We start from the raw sequence: 17,195 nt of genomic DNA, 5'->3' as shown, positions 1-17,195 counted from the left end.
TAGTCAGCGCTGGGAATAGTTTCTAGAAAGCCTTTCTAGAACGGGAAACTTGCGACCAGGTTTATCTTTTGAACTTTTCCCATCCCCATGAGCCGTAATATTCTCGTTCCCAAGTTGAGCTGGCAAGAACTGGGGCTTTAGCCTCCCCAAATATGCAGATAAACAGCCTTTTACCGACAGCCTAAAGATTCGCGGGTTCCTACTTTCGTTTTGGAATTAACACCCGTTGCTCTAGCACAGAGTTTTTTCACTTGGACAGCATCTAAAATCGCATCAGAAAAGTCGGCACCTGTGATGTCCGCATCGTTAAAGCGCGATCGCAGCATCATCGCTTCTGCGAACACTGCATCACTTAAATCTGCATTCGTGAAGTCAGCTAAATAGGCGATTCCATTGGTAAAGTCTGCTCCATGTAGATTCGCCTTGCTCAGGACTGAACTATTAAATACCACGCCCCGTAAGTCGGCATTGCTAAAATTAATATTTTCCAGATTGGCGTTGGAAAACTCAATTGCCTGTAAGTTTTGACCGGAGAAATCCTTACCTATAAGTTCCCCTTGGCTAGCTGAACGGGAAATGGAAGAAGAGCTAGCGGCGAGTGCTGAAGGGGAAAAACAGATAAGCACGAGTGCCAAGACCAATGCTGTTAGTCGGAGAAAATGCTTCATAATAGATTGATTTTTCACAAGCCGCTTGAAAAACTAAAGGATTTTTTGGGAACACTCAAGTTCAGGACAATTAGAATAATCATGCCATGACTGGCTCAATGCTAGGTGATTGGATATTAGAGTTCCTGATACGGCACTTGAAATTCGGATTTATTCAGCGAACGGCAGCGTCGCGGTTCGAGTTCTAATTTTTGAACAAAAATTTTAGCTGGGGTTGACTCAACTTATGCCATTTTGGATGTTGGATTGACCGAAGCAATCTAGCAGGTATTTTCAGTGGTTAGAAATTATGCAAGTTCAAAGCCCAATGGTCTAAGGAGGTCGCACCGCCGAAAAAGGAACGGGATTTATACCTGGTTCATTTCCTTGCTATCTCTGGGGCTAGCGATCGCGTTCTCCATTTATCCTCCGCAGTTTAGAGCCAATTCCCCGCCTTCTGTAGCTTCCACTGAATTGCGGGGCGTTTGGTTGACCAATGTTGGGAGTTCTGTGCTATTTATGCCCTGGGGAATCAACCGGGCGATGCACCAGCTATCTCAACTACATTTCAATACGGTCTATCCTGTAGTCTGGAATCGGGGGCATACCTTCTACCCCAGCACGGTTGGGAGACGGAAGACAGGACGCTCTCAAGACCAATGGCTAGAATTTCTGGGGCTGGGGCGAGATGTCCTAGCTGAGATAATCAAGCAGGGAAATCGACAGCAAATTCGAGCCATCCCTTGGTTTGAGTATGGCTTTATGGCTCCTGCGAGTTCAGAACTGGCGAAGCGTCACCCAGACTGGATCTCCCTTCGTCGGGACGGCACCAAGAATATCTTGCCGGACATTCTGGAACAGGACTTGCTCAACCCGGCAAAGCCAAATGTTCAGCCTTCCTCTCGAAAAGTAGAACAATTTATCCGCAACCAGTTTGCCAGGAAAGTCGTGTGGCTCAACCCCCTGCATCCAGAAGTGCAGCAGTTTATCCTAAATCTGATTGTTGAAGTCGTCACTGAGTATGATGTAGCTGGCATTCAGATGGACGATCACTTTGGCTTGCCGGTTGAGTTTGGCTACGACCCTTTTACAGTCGAACTTTATCGGCAAGAACACGAGGGCAAAAGTCCTCCCACCAACCCCAAAGAGGCTGAGTGGATGCGTTGGAGAGCGGACAAGATTACTGATTTTATGCAGCGGCTCTTTCAGGCTGTCAAATCTGTCAAACCTGGCTGTTTGGTGTCCTTGTCTCCTAACCCCTACTCTTTTGCCTACAGATTCTATCTTCAAGATTGGCAGACTTGGGTGCAGCGGGGTTTGGTGGAGGAGTTGGTATTGCAGGTGTATAGAGATGACCTAAAAAGTTTTTTGGCTGAATTGTCCCAACCCTCTGTGCAGATGGCGCGTCGTCAGATTCCAGTGGGTGTCGGGATTTTATCGGGCTTAGTTAGTCGTCCGATTGACATGAAGCAGATTCAGCAGCAAGTTCAGGCAGTACGCGATCGCGGTTTTAGTGGGGTATCCTTCTTCTACTGGGAAAGCTTGTGGGGTTATATGGCTCCAGAGTCACCAAAAAGACGCCGAGAGGCATTCCAGGCACTTTTTCCTGCCAGCGCTATACGACCCAAGATTTTGCCAAAGTCTGGTAATCGGTGATGAACAATCCTTCAATTAGCCATCAGCAATGACCAATGACCAATGACCAATCGCCTATTACCAATTCCTACATTTTCTGGTTCCAGTGGGTATCCGTCACGCTAGTGGGTTTTTTGGTCAGTTTGCTGTGGATTGAGGTGGGTGAAAAACCCGACATCGGCGTTGTAGAGGGCGCAATCGGCGGATCTGCCGTTGGTTTGGCACAAGCGTTAGTTCTCAGACAGCGAGTGGAGGTGAGCAAAGCGATGCCAAAAGCGATCGCTGCTTGGTGGGTACTAACAAGTGTAGTCAGCTGGGGCTTCATCGGCGGCAGTGGCGTCGGAGCCATCGGCTGGATAGCACCCAGAACGTTACTATTTGAAGCTAGGGTAATCTTTGGCATCTTCAATGGGGCACTGGCAGGCGCTTTGCTAGGAGTGCTGCAAGGGCTTGTCCTGTTTCAGCAGGCAAAAAAAGCTTGGATATGGATCTTGGTCAGTTCTGTTAGCTGGGCGATAGGGCTAGCGATGGGTTGGGCTGTTGGCGGCATTTTGCGCGAAGCGACGCGCTTATTCGTTAGCGAGTTGGTGGGTTTAGCTGTGGCATGGGTTGTCGTCGCTGCGATTACAGGTGTTGCCCTGATTGGATTGCTGCGCTTTAAAGCTGGCTGAGTTTTTTAGAATCCGTATCCGTAGATCGAGTAACGAAAAGTGCTTAACTTAACTTTCTTTGCTGGCTTTCGTTCCTCAAAAGTGCCTACTAAATTTCGGTAATCTAATACTGGTAGGACTTACGCAAAGCTTATACATATAGCGTTCTTGTCGGTTCAATCCCCCTGTGGTTGCCCACACTATGTGGTGATGTGCGGCGAGTCCTGACTGGGAAGAAAGTAACTTTTGTCAGCAATTACAGCCGTTTGCGACTTGATGAAGTATAAACTGTTGTAAACCTTCAACCTAGTCACGCGCCCTTTCAACTGACACCAATAATTTTGACTTTTCTGGATCGCAAAGCCAGTGTTGAGACATTGTTAGAACAATTCAATTGAGTGTAAGGTGTAAGATTGCAATACCCACTCTACTCATAAAGCTGTGAGGTTTTCTCATGCTGACGCTTTATCACGAGCCGATATCTCCCAACTCCCGCCGCGTCTGGATTACGCTGCTGGAAAAAAAACTTGAGTTTGAACTGGTAGAGATAAAACTGGATGGGGAGCAGTTTCAACCAGATTTTATGGCGATTAGCCCTTTCCACCACATTCCAGCTTTGGTAGATGACGGCTTTAAGATGGTGGAATCTTTGGCAATTATGGACTATTTAGAGGCAAAGTACCCCACGCCTGCTATGTTGCCAAAAGATGGAAAGGATCTGGCAGTTGTGCGGATGGTGCAACTGGTAACTGTGAATGAGTTGTTCCCTGCTACTTTTCCACTGATTCCGAAGATTTTAGGCTTGCCTGGAGGAGATCAAGAAAAAATCGAGCAGGCACATCAGAAAATTACCACAGTGCTGAAGTTTTTTGAGAATTTATTAGGCGATCGCCCTTACTTTGGTAGTCAAAACTTAACTCTAGCCGAGGTTGTTGCTGGAACTGTAATCCCCTGGTTATCTCAAGGAGGCGTGTCCTTGAGTGACTATCCAAAACTGAGTGCTTGGTGCGATCGCCTAATGGCACGAGAGGCTTGGCAAGCTACTGAGGCTACACCAGAGGTAATGGAAGCGTTCAAGTCTCGCATGACCGCTCAAATGGCACGGTAGAATTCAGTTTGAAGGATTAAGGTGAACTGTTCAAAATCATCCCCCGCGATCGTCAAAAGCGCAGAATGGGGGTTCTATTCATTTAAATCTGAGGTTGCCAGAAACTCTCGTACTACCTGAAGGTAAGTTTCTGGTGCCTCTAGCATCGGGAAGTGAGCTGTATCGGGAATCTCAACATACTCGACTTTCTCACTTAATGCTGCTGCCTGACGCCCCATCGCGGCAGGGATAATGATATCGTATTCGCCAGCCACTAAAAGTGTTGGAACGGTAAGCTTGGCGAACTCATTAGGCATCACTTGGGCGGCTTTTTCGCTAACTGAGGTAATCATGGTGCCTACAGCAGCTTGGTAATCTGCCATGAGAAAATCGTCTAAGAAAGCCCGACTGATGGCACTAGATAAGGGGCGATGCAAGAATCGCTTCATAAACATTCTGTCAACAAACGGAAGTTGATACAGCCAACGGGGACGGAATTTAACGACATAGCCGCCAAACTTATGAAAATCTTTAAATAATTTTTCCTCGTATTCAAAAACGCCGCTACAGGTTAAAATTGCCTTAAACACTCGTTCTGGGTAGCGGTTTAGAAAAAAGACGCCGACCGATGCGCCCATAGAATGAGCATTGATGTATACGCGATCCAGTTCTAAGGCATCTAATAAGCCTGCTAGGTCATCTGCGTATTCCTCCATTTCGTAAGTCAACTCTTCCGCTGTGGCAGGTTCTTCTGCCAGTGGCGAGGATTCTTCTGCTAAGACGCTACCGTTCCCCACAGGCGAAAGTTTACGCGATCGCCCAAATCCTCGCATATCGTACAGCAAGCAGTCAAAGGTATCTGAAAGGGCTTTAGCGGGACTTTCCCAGTATCGAGAAGATCCCCCCCATCCGTGCAGGAAGACCATCACCGGCTTATTTTTACCTTCCTCGCTGGGTGTCTTAATCCACTCGTAATAATGGGCGATGCCGCGAACTTGAATATGAGCCATGTTAAAATTTTTGAGTTTTGAGTGATGCCTATCATGTGAAAAACCCGTCTTCGAGAGAGAAAACGGGTTTCTATATTATTTTCAGCTTTTTTGTCACTGGAGCGATACAAGGTTCGCCGATAATGCGATCGCTTTAGGCAGATTCGGGCTTCGGCATCGAGGAGGGATGTACGATCAGTTCGGCAGTCGATCGCTTCTCGACCATTTCCCGCGTAATCATGCAGCGAGTCACATCCTTGCGGGACGGCAACTCGTACATCACATCCAACATCAGTTCTTCAACAATGCCGCGCAGTGCCCGTGCGCCAGTTTTCCGCCGATACGCTTCTTGCGCGATCGCTCGCAGCGCATCCGGCTTAAACTCCAGTTGCACGTTGTCCATCTTCAGCAGCTTCTGATACTGCTTCGCCAAAGCATTCCGAGGCTCTGTCAAAATCGCCATCAGCGCCTCTTCATCCAGCGGATCGACGACCGCCATCACTGGCACCCGACCGATAAACTCTGGAATCATCCCAAACTTCACCAAGTCGTCCGGCTCCAGGTTCCGCACAATATCTGCTGTCCGCTTTTCTCGCGGTTGCCCTTCCCCGCCTTGGACAAAGCCTATTGACTTTTTCCCAATTCTTTGCTCTACTACCTTCTCCAGACCTACAAAAGCACCACCACAAATAAACATGATGTTGCTGGTGTCAATCTGGATGCAGTCCTGGTAGGGATGCTTGCGTCCACCCTGCGGCGGCACATTCGCAATCGTCCCTTCCAACATCTTCAGCAAAGCTTGCTGAACGCCCTCACCGGAAACATCCCGCGTAATTGAGGGGTTCTCGCTCTTTCGGGCAATCTTATCAATTTCATCAATGTAAATAATCCCCCGCTGCGCTTCCTCAACGTCGAGGTCTGCCACCTGTAGCAGTCGCAGTAGGATATTTTCTACGTCTTCTCCCACATACCCCGCTTCTGTAAGCGTTGTAGCATCCGCTACCGCAAAAGGCACATCCAGAATACTTGCCAGCGTTTGCGCCAGCAGGGTTTTCCCGCAACCCGTCGGGCCAATCAGGAGAATGTTAGATTTTTGCAGCTCTACCTGATCTTCATGCCCCCCTTTGCCACTGCCTTTAGACTGGATAAAGCTCAGGCGCTTGTAGTGGTTGTAGACCGCTACAGAAAGCACTTTTTTGGCTTCATCCTGACCAATGACGTGTTCATCGAGATACTTTTTCAGTTCTCTCGGTTTGGGAATTTGACTCAAAGAAATATTGCCCGACCTGGTTCGACGCTTCTGGGGAGGTTCGGCGCGAGGCACTGGTTGGGGTGCGGGTGCCCCAGAGTCCAGCAACTCCTCATCTAAAATTTCATTACACAGGTCAACGCATTCATCACAGATGTAGACTCCCGGCCCTGCAATTAACTTGCGTACCTGTTCTTGGGACTTGCCGCAAAATGAGCATTTTAGATGGGAGTCGTACTTAGACATACTTGCCTCTTACCTCAGTGAAGTGACAGTTGCTTCCGAGTGAGGAAGGTTCTGTCTGGAGATGACCTGATCGATCAAACCGTAATCTTTTGCTTCAGCAGATGACATGAAGAAGTCGCGTTCGGTATCTGCCGAAATTTTATCAAACGGCTGACCAGTATTTTGAGCCAGTAGCTCGTTCAGCTTTTGCTTATGATAGAGAATTTCTCTTGCTTGAATCTCTATATCAACGGCTTGTCCCTGAGCGCCTCCCAGGGGCTGGTGAATCATAATCCTGGAACTGGGCAAAGCCATACGCTTACCCTGCGCTCCACCTGCTAGCAAAAATGCACCCATACTGGCTGCTAAACCATAGCATATGGTAACAACATCAGGGCGTATTTGTTGCATCGTGTCATAGATTGCCATACCAGCTGTCACCGACCCACCGGGGGAGTTGATGTATAGCTGAATGTCTTTTTCCGGGTCTTCGGCGTCTAAAAAGAGCAGCTGAGCCACAATCGTGTCAGCCACATTATCATCAACCGGCGTCCCCAAGAAAACAATGCGCTCTCGCAGTAGCCGCGAGTAGATATCAAACGCCCGTTCCCCCATTCCGGACTGTTCCACCACCATAGGGACGACGTTACTGGGGAGTTGTGAGTAAATATTACTCTTCCTCAGGTTTGTGATTTCGTAATTCTGGGACAGAGATACATCCATAACGAGCGAAACTTAATTTTAACGCTGCACTATCAGGTGAACTGGCGAGTGGCTCGTCACCACATACTTCCGTTATATCCGAATCCGCTGTATTTGACCATTCAGGACTGCCTGTGCAGATGTTGGGGCAATTTTAAAATTGCCCCTAAGCCAGGTTTATTCAACCTCAGACGCCTCAGCTTCTAGTTGAGATTCGGTAGCGGTTGCAGCGGTTGCTTCTACTTCATTGTCTTCCGCTTGTGCCGCTTCTATGGCTTCTGTAGTCGTTGTTTCAGCCTGCTCTTCCTCCGTCTTTTCAGGTGCGAGAGAGCCTTGGGGAACCAGTTCAATCGTGGCGTGTTCTTCCAGCCACTTAATCGCTTTTTCTTTGAGCAAATCACCTTCGACAATGGTACGCAACCGTTCCAGGTCGATCTCTTGATCCGGGAACTGCTGGAGTAGCTCATTGACTCTGTCTGTCACCTCTTGCGGTTCGGTTTTGAGGGATTCGCGCTTAGCAATTTCCTCAAGTGCCAGGGTTTGTTTGAGTCGATCGATGGCTTCCGGACGCGATCGCACGCCCATTTGTTTTACCATGTCGGGAGTAAACACTTTCTTGACATCCATCCCCATCTGCCCCATCTGGATGATGGTTTGACGAAGCATGGTTTCAACTTCCCGCTGAATTAGGGTTTCCGGCACGTCAATTTCAACTTTTTTCAAAAGTTCCTTGACAAGTGCTTGCTCTTTATTAGCTGACATTTCTTGATCGGCCTTCTCTCGGAATTTCTTCTCCAAGTCAGCTTGCAATTCAGCCAGGGTTTCAAACTCGCTGACTTCTTGGGCGAAGTCATCATCCACCGCCGGTAACTCTTTTTCCTTCAGGTCTTTGAGCGTGATCGTAAACATCGCCGTCCGACCTGCTAAATCTTGGCGATAATCTTCCGGAAACTTTACTTCTACTTCCTTGCTGTCTCCGGGATTCATTCCCACAACGCCATCTATAAATTCTCCCAGAAACCGCCCTTCTACCAGCTCAATTTGAGCGTCTTCTGCCTGACCCCCACTAATTTCTTCCTGTGCTTCATCTTCTTGTTCGCTGACAAAGCGGCTGGTATAATCGACCACCGCCACATCTCCCAACTGCGCCGGACGACCTGCCACTGGAATTAACGTAGCTTGCTCAACGCGACGCTCTTCTAAAAACTTCTCCACCGAACTGGAGTCATAGGGTACTTCTTCGGCTTTGATAGTGAGGTTGTTGTAATCGCTTACCTGCACCTGCGGTTGGACATCTACCGCAGCTAAGAAAGTGATGGGTTCTCCGGGTTTAAACTGGCTGACTAATTCCTCGAAGTCAGAACGCAGCTCAAAGTTACCAAGCGCCTCAATTGCTTCTTGCTTGAGAGCCTGCTGGAGACCATCTTGAATCAGTTCTTCCAAGGCAGTTGCTTTAATTCGTGCCGTCCCCAGTTGCTGTAGCAGGATCTGGCGAGGCACCTTTCCTTTGCGAAACCCAGGAATATTGGCTGAGCGTGCGAGCTTTTGAATCACCTGCTCGTAGGCATTTTTTGACATATCGGCTGGAATTTCAATTTCCAAGCCAATCTTGCTGGCGGGAAGCTTTTCCTGGGTAACTTTCATCAGTTAACTTCTCTCAAAACTCAGAGCGACAAGGTTGATAACGATTCGAGAGGGCGGGTATTGCAGACGTTTTCGGACGGTCGGTTCAAGCCAAATGGATACAATTTCTGTCTCAACCCCGTGATATCCTAGTTTTGCAACAGTTGGAGCCTTGGTAAATAAAACCTTACCTATCCCTCTCGTTGACATATTTGATGATAGTACATTGACTAAGCCATCGCTCTGTTGCGAATTCAATTTAGCTTGTTGGGGACTGGAAACTTCGACGAAGTCGGTGCTAAGCTTGTGTAAAATTTCGTTAGAGATATTCGTTATATAACCAGCAACAGTCAATAAAAAGCATCTTCCAGTACAAGCTCAAATTTCCCGAAAAAAAATATTTAACTGCTTTGGCTCACTCTGATTAAAGCTTTTGACACCTATATGTATTCAAGAGGAGGAACCATCTTTGTCTGATTCCTATCGCGTTGCCATTCTGGGAGCAACGGGTGCGGTGGGTACGGAGTTGCTAGAACTCCTAGAATCCCGTAACTTTCCGGTTGCTGAGTTGAAACTCTTGGCTTCCCCGCGTTCCGCCGGTCGGACTTTGCAATTTTTAGGCGAAGATGTGCCTGTAGAGGCGGTGGGCGATCGCTCGTTTGATAATGTGGATGTAGTGTTGGCTTCTGCCGGTGGCTCTACTTCTAAAGCCTGGGCATCGAAAGCAGTAGACGCTGGGGCGGTGGTGATTGATAACTCCAGCGCCTTTCGCCTCGATCCTAGGGTGCCTCTCGTGGTTCCAGAGGTGAATCCAGAAGCAGCGGCAACTCATCAAGGAATTATTGCCAATCCCAACTGCACGACGATTTTGATGGCAGTGGCGGTTTGGCCTCTGCATCAAGTGCAGCCAGTCAAACGCATTGTTGCTGCTACTTACCAATCGGCAAGCGGTGCGGGTGCCAGGGCAATGGAAGAAGTAAAAACTCACACTTGGGCGATTTTACGGGGAGAAGAGCCAAAACCGGGCATTTTCCCCTACACCTTAGCGTTTAATTTGTTTCTCCATAATTCCCCCATGACCGATCTAGGTTATTGTGAGGAAGAGCTGAAAATGCTTAACGAGACGCGCAAAATTTTCGGTGCGCCCGATCTGCGAGTGACAGCAACCTGCGTGCGGGTTCCCGTACTCCGCGCCCATTCAGAAGCGATTAACCTAGAATTTGAGCAACCCTTCCCGGTAGCAAAGGCAAAGGAAGTGTTAGCGAATGCTCCCGGCGTTAAGTTGGTCGAAAACTGGCAGGCCAATTATTTCCCGATGCCCATTGAAGCCAGCGGTCGGGATGAAGTGTTAGTAGGTCGGATTCGGCAAGATATTTCTCATCCTTGTGGGTTAGAACTGTGGCTGAGTGGAGACCAAATTCGCAAGGGAGCGGCTCTCAATGCCATCCAGATTGCCGAATTATTGGTGGAACGGCATCTACTGCAACCGGCAACCCCAGCTTTTTCTAAATAGTTTTTTACACGATTCACAACAGCAGGGCGCACAACTGTGCGCCCCTAGCAACAAACAACTCATCACGAAACCAATCACGAAAAACAAGGGGGAGTTAAAAGAGTGTGGTAAATTTTGGGCGCGTTCTCACCGCAATGGTGACGCCGTTTAAAGAAGATGGCAGTGTGAATTACGCTGTTGCAGAGCAACTGGCGGCTCATTTGGCTCAAAATGGCAGCGACGCCTTAGTAGTATGCGGCACGACAGGGGAATCTCCGACGCTGACTTGGGATGAGGAATACGAGTTATTTCAGGTAGTGCAGCGGGCGGTAGCTGGCAAGGCGAAGGTAATCGCAGGTACGGGGTCAAATTCAACCAAAGAAGCGATCGCCGCCACCGAAAAAGCCGCTAAACTAGGATTAGATGGATCTTTACAAGTTGTTCCCTACTACAACAAGCCTCCGCAAGAAGGGTTGTATCAGCATTTCCTCCGCGTCGCCCAATCCTGCCCAGACCTGCCCCTGATCCTCTACAACATACCCGGTCGCACCGGACAGAATCTCCAGCCAGAGACCGTGGCTCGTTTAGCAGAGATCCCGAATATTGTGGCAATCAAGGAGGCCAGTGGCAACTTAGACCAAGCGAGTCAAATTCGACGCATAACCCCCACGGACTTTCAGATATACGCTGGGGATGATTCCCTGACGCTACCTTTATTAGCCATTGGGGCTGCTGGAGTCATTAGCGTTGCCAGCCATCTGGTAGGTACTCAGCTCCAACAGATGATCCAAGCCTTTGAAAACGGTCAACCTCAGGTAGCAACCGAGATTCACCTGAAACTTTTTCCCTTATTTAAAGCTTTGTTTTGTACAACCAATCCTATCCCCGTCAAAGCGGCTCTAAAACTGCAAGGTTGGGATGTGGGTGCCACTCGTCCACCCCTGTGCCATCTACCAGAGTCAGATAGGCAAATGGTAGAGGGTGTAATGACTCAGATGGCTTTGATGTAAGGCGACGGTTTTTTTGAAAAACTGAATACGTCCACAAAGGCAAGAGTAAAAAGGCAAAAGGCAAAAAAAGACAAAGTAAGAAGACCAAAGACAGAACCTTCTCTTTTTACTTGGGGCTTTTTACGTGCCAAAGCTGCCCTATCTTATGCAAATTTTCAACGGTTTTGTATTGATTGACATTGATTGACTTAATAGAAGGAAACAAATGACTAAGAACGAATCATCCGCACCCATCCTGAACAAAAACGAATCATCCGCACCCATCCTGAACAAGAACGAATCATCCGCACCCATCCTGAACAAGAACGAATCATCCGCACCCATCCTGAACAAGAACGAATCATCCGCACCCATCCTGAAAGTGATTCCCTTGGGTGGACTGCATGAAATTGGAAAAAATACCTGTGTTTTTGAATACAACGACGAAATTGTTTTATTAGATGCTGGATTGGCTTTCCCCAGCGATTCAATGCACGGCGTCAATATCGTCTTGCCCGATATGACTTATCTGCGAGAAAATCGCCACAAGATTAAGGGCATGATCGTCACCCACGGTCATGAAGACCACATTGGGGGAATCGCATATCACCTCAAACAGTTTGATATTCCAGTCATCTATGGCCCCCGCCTCGCAATGGCTTTGCTAGAAGGCAAGTTAGAAGAAGCAGGCGTTTCCAACCGCACGACACTCAAACGGGTGGGACCCCGCGACATGGTGCGAATTGGCGCTTCCTTCTTCGTCGAATTCATTCGCAACACTCACTCCATCGCTGATAGCTTCACCGTCGCTATCCATACTCCCGCTGGCGTCGTCATCCATACAGGTGACTTTAAGATTGACCACACACCTGTAGATGGCGAGTTTTTTGATTTACAGAGGCTGGCTGAATACGGCGAGAAGGGCGTTTTATGCCTGATTAGCGACTCTACAAACTCGGAAGTACCAGGGTTCACCCCTTCTGAGCGCTCAGTTTATCCCAATCTTGACCGCTTTATCAGTCAGGCAACGGGACGGGTGCTATTGACGACTTTCGCTTCGTCCGTCCACCGGATCAACATGGTTCTGGAAATAGCGCAAAAACACGGACGGGTGGTATCCGTCGTGGGTCGTTCGATGCTGAATGTGATCGCCCAAGCACGCAATTTGGGTTATATCAAGTGTTCGGACAATCTATTCCAACCTTTGCAGTCGATTCATCAGCTGCCCGAAGAGAAGGTGATCATTCTAACTACAGGTTCGCAGGGTGAGCCAATGTCAGCAATGACGCGGATTGCGAACGGCGAACACCGGCAAATTAAAATCCGTAAGGGCGATACGGTGATCTTCTCGGCAAACCCGATTCCGGGAAATACCATTGCAGTGGTAAACACCATTGATAAGCTGATGATGCAGGGTGCTAATGTCATCTATGGTCGTGATAAGGGGATTCACGTTTCCGGTCACGGCTGTCAGGAAGACCAAAAGCTGATGATTGCCCTGACTCGTCCGAAATTCTTCTTGCCAGTTCACGGTGAGCATCGGATGCTGATTCAGCACGCCAAGACTGCCCAGAGCATGAGCATACCCGCTGAAAATATGGTGATTATTGACAATGGGGATGTCGTGGAGGTGTCGGAAGATGGCATCCAGGTGAAAGGTAAAGTTCCGTCTGGCATTGAGCTAGTAGATAATTCTGGCGTGGTGAAAGCTAATGTGCTGAAGGAACGGCAGCAGTTGGCTGAGGATGGAATTGTGACGATTGCAGCGGCGGTGAACTGGGAAGGCAAACTGAGTGCTAAGCCGGAAGTTCACCTGCGCGGTGTAGTGACATCAATGGAACGCGATCGCCTACAGGCAATTGTCCGCGAAACGCTAGAATCACTGTTGAGCGATCGCTGGTCAGAATTCGCCCGCACCTTGGACGATGAACTCCTAGAAGTTGACTGGATAGGACTGCAAACTCTAATGGAGTCTGCCCTCCAGCGATTGATCCGACGCGAATTCCAGGCTTCTCGCCCCTTGCTAGTCTTCTTACTGCAAACTCCCGAAGAGGAACCGCCTGCAAAGGCTGCCGGAAGACGCCGCCGCCGTTCGACTGCGAAGGTCGCATCCTAACCAGGTAGCAGAGGGAGCTTTGGGGACAGAGAATTTAAATCTACATTCTCCCCGTCCCCTGCCAGAATCAATACGGTTCAGTTAATGTTTCAATGCCACACATTTTATTCCTCTTTAACCAGGGGAATAAAAGCAAAAAAGGTTTTTCTAAGCCCCCCTTAATACCATTTGGGTTGTGAGGCTCTACATTAACGATACCCCGATAAATTGGGGGGCTAAGAAGTCTATATGTTGCAAACAAAAAACAAAATGATCTAAGCTCGACTTTATCCATTTTGAAGGGGAGGAAAGGTAGCAAGATCGCGAAAGAGTGGTTGAATTTATGCTGATGAACTTGCTACCGAAAGAATTTCTGCCCTTAATCCTAACGTTCGCGCCGCTGTTTTCCAAGCCTGTATGGCAGTCGGCAGTCGTGCTGCTAGTGGGGGCAATTGTGGCACCGGGCAAACGCACAGTCAGTGCGATTTTACAGGTAATGGGGTTGCACAATGAACCCCACTTTCAAAACTATCATCGCGCTCTCAGCCGAGCCATCTGGTCAAGTCGTCAGGCGAGTCGGTTGCTGTTGCAACAGGTGGTCAAAGTCTTTCCTCCTAGCGGGGTGTTAGTGATGGGCATTGATGACACCATCGAGCGGCGGTGGGGCAAACGCATTGCAGCACGAGGTATCTACCGAGATCCAGTGCGTTCAAGTGATAGCCAATAAGTCAAAACCAGTGGGTTGCGCTGGCTGAGTTTGATGTTGCTGGTTCAGATTCCTTGGGCACAACGGATCTGGGCACTCCCGTTCTTTACCGTTTTGGCACCGTCTGTTCGCGCAGCGTCTTTGCAGGAGAAATGCTATCACCAAACTCGCAAGCAGCAACATAAAACGCTGCTCGACTGGGCACGAGACTTGTTATGCTACGCTGCCTGAATTGGATAAAGTCGAGCTAAGAGGATGACTGATGGCTAATGACTACTAATTCTTCACCTACTGCAACTTGATGTACTTTTCCACATCTTCAATCTGGGGATCTGGGAACTGAGTTAGCACTTGCCACAAAACCGTGTAACTGCCATCAGCGCGGCGGCTGACGGGACGGAAGGCGACAAGGACATCGCTGCTGGGCGTTTCTAGAATTTGGTCAAGATAGCGGCGTTGTCCCCTAGAAACGGTTCCTCCCGTCAGCACCACTTCCGGCACCTGAAATTGGACTAATCGCATTAAGTAGGTGTGGTTCAGCATTGCTGGTGCATTTGGCGAGAGGCGGTCGATCGATGATGCGATCGCTCTTGTCTGTTGCACTGGTTCGCTGAAAGCCACCTCACCCAGCTTGCCCGTGATAAAGCGCTGTCGATCTACCTGGATGGATGCCAATTGATTCGGGGGACGATAATTGAGGAAAAACTGGCGTGTTTGCGGCGATAAGGCGCGGGCTTTCTTCAAGGTGGGGTCGAGGTTTTCTAAGGGTACTTCTCCCAAATCCACCATGAAGCCATAATCCAGCCCTTGCTGGGCAATCTCAAAGTTACTCCCTTCCAGCCGAACGGCAAAGCGCGGGGTAAATTCATCCCCAGGAGCAATTCGCACCGATGAGGGAGTGGGTTCCTCATTGTTACCGCCACCAACCCCACGCAGCAAGGGTGGAAATGGGAAACGCTCTGCTACGCTGGGTGAGAGTCGGTTTCCTAGCGGATTCAGTTGTTGACGGTAAGCCGCAGATGGTAAAACGCGGGCAATGCCAGTGTTGGGCTGAGAAAGAAACTCGGTATACAGACTTGGCTCTTGCCGATACAGGGCGTAGGTGTTGCGTTCGTTTAATTGATACGTTTCGGCGATATCAGTAAAACGGGTGGATGGGGGAAATGCTGCCACGGCTTGCCCCAAGAACTTTTTGGCAGTTTGTAGGGTTGTCGTTGCTTGTAACGGGGGCGCGATCGCTGGCTGAATTGGAGGCTGATAGCCCGAAATCGGCGTCTTTGCCGCTACGCCAACGACTGGCGGTTCGGGGGCGGGGAATTTGGGCACTGGAACGGACAACCTCTGGGGAGGTACGGTTAAAATCGACGGTTCACCGATTGCCAGCGGATTCGGTCTGGTGGGAGCGAGAATTGACTGTCGTCTTTCTAGCACCGGACGCAGCGGCAATAATTGCTGAGTCGAAGCATAGAGGGCACAGTATACCTGCGCCTCTTGCAACGTTAAATTAGAGCCTGCTGGGGTAACGCCGTTCGTGCGGGTACACAGCAGGGCAGGATTAGGATATTGGCTCTTGAGAAAGCGGTCTACTTCTCCCTGGTGGAGGAGGATCTGCCCCTCCGCTGCGAAAGGACGGTAGGGATCGGGAGAGGCGATCGCTCTTTCTATCCGATTAACTAAATTGATTTGATTCTGCACCAGTCGCTGGGCTTGGGGCCAGAAACTTTGAGCCGAAGTTGACCTCAAAGGGCTTTGGCGACTTACATCCAGCATTTGGGACTCTGTGGCAGCGATCGCCCGTCCGGACGCCAAACTTAGTAGGGAAGACACAAAAATTAATAATAAGTACCGCATCTGCAACTCCTCAATCTGACAACTTGATGACAACAACCCAGTAGACCTTATTTATATTTCCCTGTTTTGACCCGAAAATTAAAGTCCTCTGTTTTTAATAAACTCATTGAATAACAGAAAATGTTTTTACTATCTATCACTTCTTGAACTTCCTACCTAACAGTCTACAGAACTCTACTTATTTGTTTTCTTTTTACTGGTCTTGTTTAAATATGTGTTTTTTTATTAAGAAAATAAGTTGTTTTAATCAGCTTCTTAATTTGCTTGCTAATTGAAAAATCTCAAAAAATTGTTGTAAAGGAGCGGACGGTCAAGGTTAAACTCCCGCAACAAGTAACGATCTAATTCTTAAGGAAGATAGACAGTTCCAAAAAACCAGAAACCTAGGGATTGAAGTTATATCTGAAGATTGATGGCTTTAGTCAAGAAAAAAGTAAAAATTGAACTGTTACGAAGAGACTAATTCGGCTCTGTAGTAACACAATTTGGTTAGGTTCAGTGGCAATCGGAGAAAACACTGATGTTAGGACAACATAAGCGTGCTGTTGGCGTATTTTCAAATTACCAAGACGCCGAAGTAGCACTGACCGAGCTAAAAAATTCTGGTTTTTCGATGGACAATGTGTCCGTAGTAGCCCGAGACGCGGACAAAGGGGACGACATTGCTGGTGCTGATGTAAGCGATCGCGTTGGCAACAAAGCCGACGAAGGTGCGAAAACGGGTGCCGTCACCGGAGGTGCTTTGGGCGGTCTAACAGGCTTGCTAGTCGGTCTGGGAGCCTTGGCAATTCCAGGACTTGGTCCTGTCATGCTAGCGGGAGCAGCAGGCACAGCCATCGCTACAACCCTTTCTGGCGGTGCCATTGGTGCAGCCGCAGGAAGTCTGTTGGGTGCATTAATTGGTTTAGGAATTCCTGAAGAACGAGCCAGACGCTATAACGACCGAGTATCCCGTGGGGATTATTTAGTCATGGTAGATGGCAACGACGACGATATCCGTCGTGCCGAAGCGATTCTCAGTCATCGGGGAATTGAAGATTGGGGTATCTATGATGCTCCTGCTACTAATACAACTCGCACTACTGATATGGCCGAGCCGAGTGGCACATATCAAACTCCAGTAGTTGATCCGACTCCACGCACGGATAGCCCGGTTCAAATCATCGACCGCCGGGAACAGACTCTTTAGGCTGAATGTGAACGATTGAACGGGGTGGGAGGTAAAATACTTCCACCTCTTATCTGCTCGAAGTGA

15 protein-coding genes are annotated in these 17,195 nt (G+C 48.8%); 9 read left to right on the top strand and 6 right to left on the bottom strand.

Annotated features, from left to right (window positions below):
- Positions 1 to 170 precede the first annotated feature (170 nt).
- Positions 171 to 668 carry a pentapeptide repeat-containing protein gene (locus ACFW2W_RS18680; protein WP_378181664.1) on the bottom strand — a complete coding sequence of 166 codons (498 nt, stop codon included), beginning with the start codon at positions 666 to 668 and terminating at the stop codon, positions 171 to 173.
- A 276-nt stretch (positions 669 to 944) separates the two neighbouring features.
- Here ACFW2W_RS18680 and ACFW2W_RS18675 point away from each other — a divergent pair, with 276 nt between their 5' ends.
- The 3 genes from ACFW2W_RS18675 (at position 945) to ACFW2W_RS18665 (ending at position 4,040) form a co-directional block, all read left to right on the top strand.
- Positions 945 to 2,303 (top strand): glycoside hydrolase family 10 protein, encoded by a 1,359-nt coding sequence (locus tag ACFW2W_RS18675; protein ID WP_378181459.1) that lies wholly within the window; start codon positions 945 to 947, stop codon positions 2,301 to 2,303.
- A gap of 35 nt (positions 2,304 to 2,338) precedes the next feature.
- On the top strand, positions 2,339 to 2,953 hold the full coding sequence (locus tag ACFW2W_RS18670) for a hypothetical protein (RefSeq protein ID WP_378181456.1): 615 nt from the start codon (positions 2,339 to 2,341) through the stop codon (positions 2,951 to 2,953).
- A 433-nt stretch (positions 2,954 to 3,386) separates the two neighbouring features.
- Positions 3,387 to 4,040 (top strand): glutathione S-transferase family protein, encoded by a 654-nt coding sequence (locus tag ACFW2W_RS18665; protein ID WP_378181453.1) that lies wholly within the window; start codon positions 3,387 to 3,389, stop codon positions 4,038 to 4,040.
- 74 nt (positions 4,041 to 4,114) lie between these two features.
- Here ACFW2W_RS18665 and ACFW2W_RS18660 read toward each other — a convergent pair whose 3' ends face one another.
- From ACFW2W_RS18660 to tig, 4 genes are all read right to left on the bottom strand, one after another.
- Positions 4,115 to 5,029 carry an alpha/beta fold hydrolase gene (locus ACFW2W_RS18660; protein ID WP_378181450.1) on the bottom strand — a complete coding sequence of 305 codons (915 nt, stop codon included), beginning with the start codon at positions 5,027 to 5,029 and terminating at the stop codon, positions 4,115 to 4,117.
- A 133-nt stretch (positions 5,030 to 5,162) separates the two neighbouring features.
- Positions 5,163 to 6,503, bottom strand: coding sequence for an ATP-dependent protease ATP-binding subunit ClpX (clpX, locus tag ACFW2W_RS18655; RefSeq protein ID WP_378181447.1), 1,341 nt, complete (start codon positions 6,501 to 6,503; stop codon positions 5,163 to 5,165).
- A gap of 9 nt (positions 6,504 to 6,512) precedes the next feature.
- The gene (clpP, locus tag ACFW2W_RS18650; protein WP_378181444.1) at positions 6,513 to 7,205 is read right to left on the bottom strand and encodes an ATP-dependent Clp endopeptidase proteolytic subunit ClpP; all 693 of its coding nucleotides are present in this window, start codon (positions 7,203 to 7,205) and stop codon (positions 6,513 to 6,515) included.
- 156 nt (positions 7,206 to 7,361) lie between these two features.
- Entirely contained in the window at positions 7,362 to 8,828 is a 1,467-nt protein-coding gene (gene tig / locus ACFW2W_RS18645; protein WP_378181441.1) for a trigger factor, read from the bottom strand.
- Between the two features lie 448 nt (positions 8,829 to 9,276).
- Here tig and ACFW2W_RS18640 point away from each other — a divergent pair, with 448 nt between their 5' ends.
- The 5 genes from ACFW2W_RS18640 to ACFW2W_RS18620 all read left to right on the top strand — a co-directional run bounded on the left by ACFW2W_RS18640 (position 9,277) and on the right by ACFW2W_RS18620 (position 14,320).
- Positions 9,277 to 10,320, top strand: coding sequence for an aspartate-semialdehyde dehydrogenase (locus tag ACFW2W_RS18640; RefSeq protein WP_378181438.1), 1,044 nt, complete (start codon positions 9,277 to 9,279; stop codon positions 10,318 to 10,320).
- Positions 10,321 to 10,424: 104 nt separating this feature from the next.
- Positions 10,425 to 11,309: a 4-hydroxy-tetrahydrodipicolinate synthase gene (gene dapA, locus ACFW2W_RS18635; RefSeq protein WP_378181435.1), complete on the top strand. Its 885-nt coding sequence runs from the start codon at positions 10,425 to 10,427 to the stop codon at positions 11,307 to 11,309.
- A 205-nt stretch (positions 11,310 to 11,514) separates the two neighbouring features.
- Positions 11,515 to 13,404 (top strand): ribonuclease J, encoded by a 1,890-nt coding sequence (locus tag ACFW2W_RS18630; protein WP_378181432.1) that lies wholly within the window; start codon positions 11,515 to 11,517, stop codon positions 13,402 to 13,404.
- Positions 13,405 to 13,732: 328 nt separating this feature from the next.
- Complete coding sequence (locus ACFW2W_RS18625) at positions 13,733 to 14,110, top strand: transposase (protein WP_378181429.1); 378 nt, start codon at positions 13,733 to 13,735, stop codon at positions 14,108 to 14,110.
- A gap of 33 nt (positions 14,111 to 14,143) precedes the next feature.
- Positions 14,144 to 14,320, top strand: a complete 177-nt coding sequence (locus ACFW2W_RS18620) for a hypothetical protein (protein WP_378181426.1) — start codon at positions 14,144 to 14,146, stop codon at positions 14,318 to 14,320.
- Between the two features lie 57 nt (positions 14,321 to 14,377).
- On the opposite strand, the gene ACFW2W_RS18615 is transcribed toward ACFW2W_RS18620, so the two are convergent.
- Positions 14,378 to 15,940 carry a hypothetical protein gene (locus tag ACFW2W_RS18615; RefSeq protein WP_378181423.1) on the bottom strand — a complete coding sequence of 521 codons (1,563 nt, stop codon included), beginning with the start codon at positions 15,938 to 15,940 and terminating at the stop codon, positions 14,378 to 14,380.
- A 520-nt stretch (positions 15,941 to 16,460) separates the two neighbouring features.
- On the opposite strand from ACFW2W_RS18615, the gene ACFW2W_RS18610 reads away from it, so the two are divergent.
- A complete protein-coding gene (locus ACFW2W_RS18610; protein ID WP_378181420.1) occupies positions 16,461 to 17,129 on the top strand; it encodes a general stress protein in 669 nt (222 codons plus the stop codon).
- Positions 17,130 to 17,195: the final 66 nt, after the last annotated feature.

The organism is Coleofasciculus sp. H7-2, assembly GCF_042747725.1.
In the GTDB taxonomy this organism is placed as follows: Bacteria; Cyanobacteriota; Cyanobacteriia; order Cyanobacteriales; family FACHB-T130; genus FACHB-T130.
This window is presented reverse-complemented; position numbering and strand designations above follow the sequence as displayed.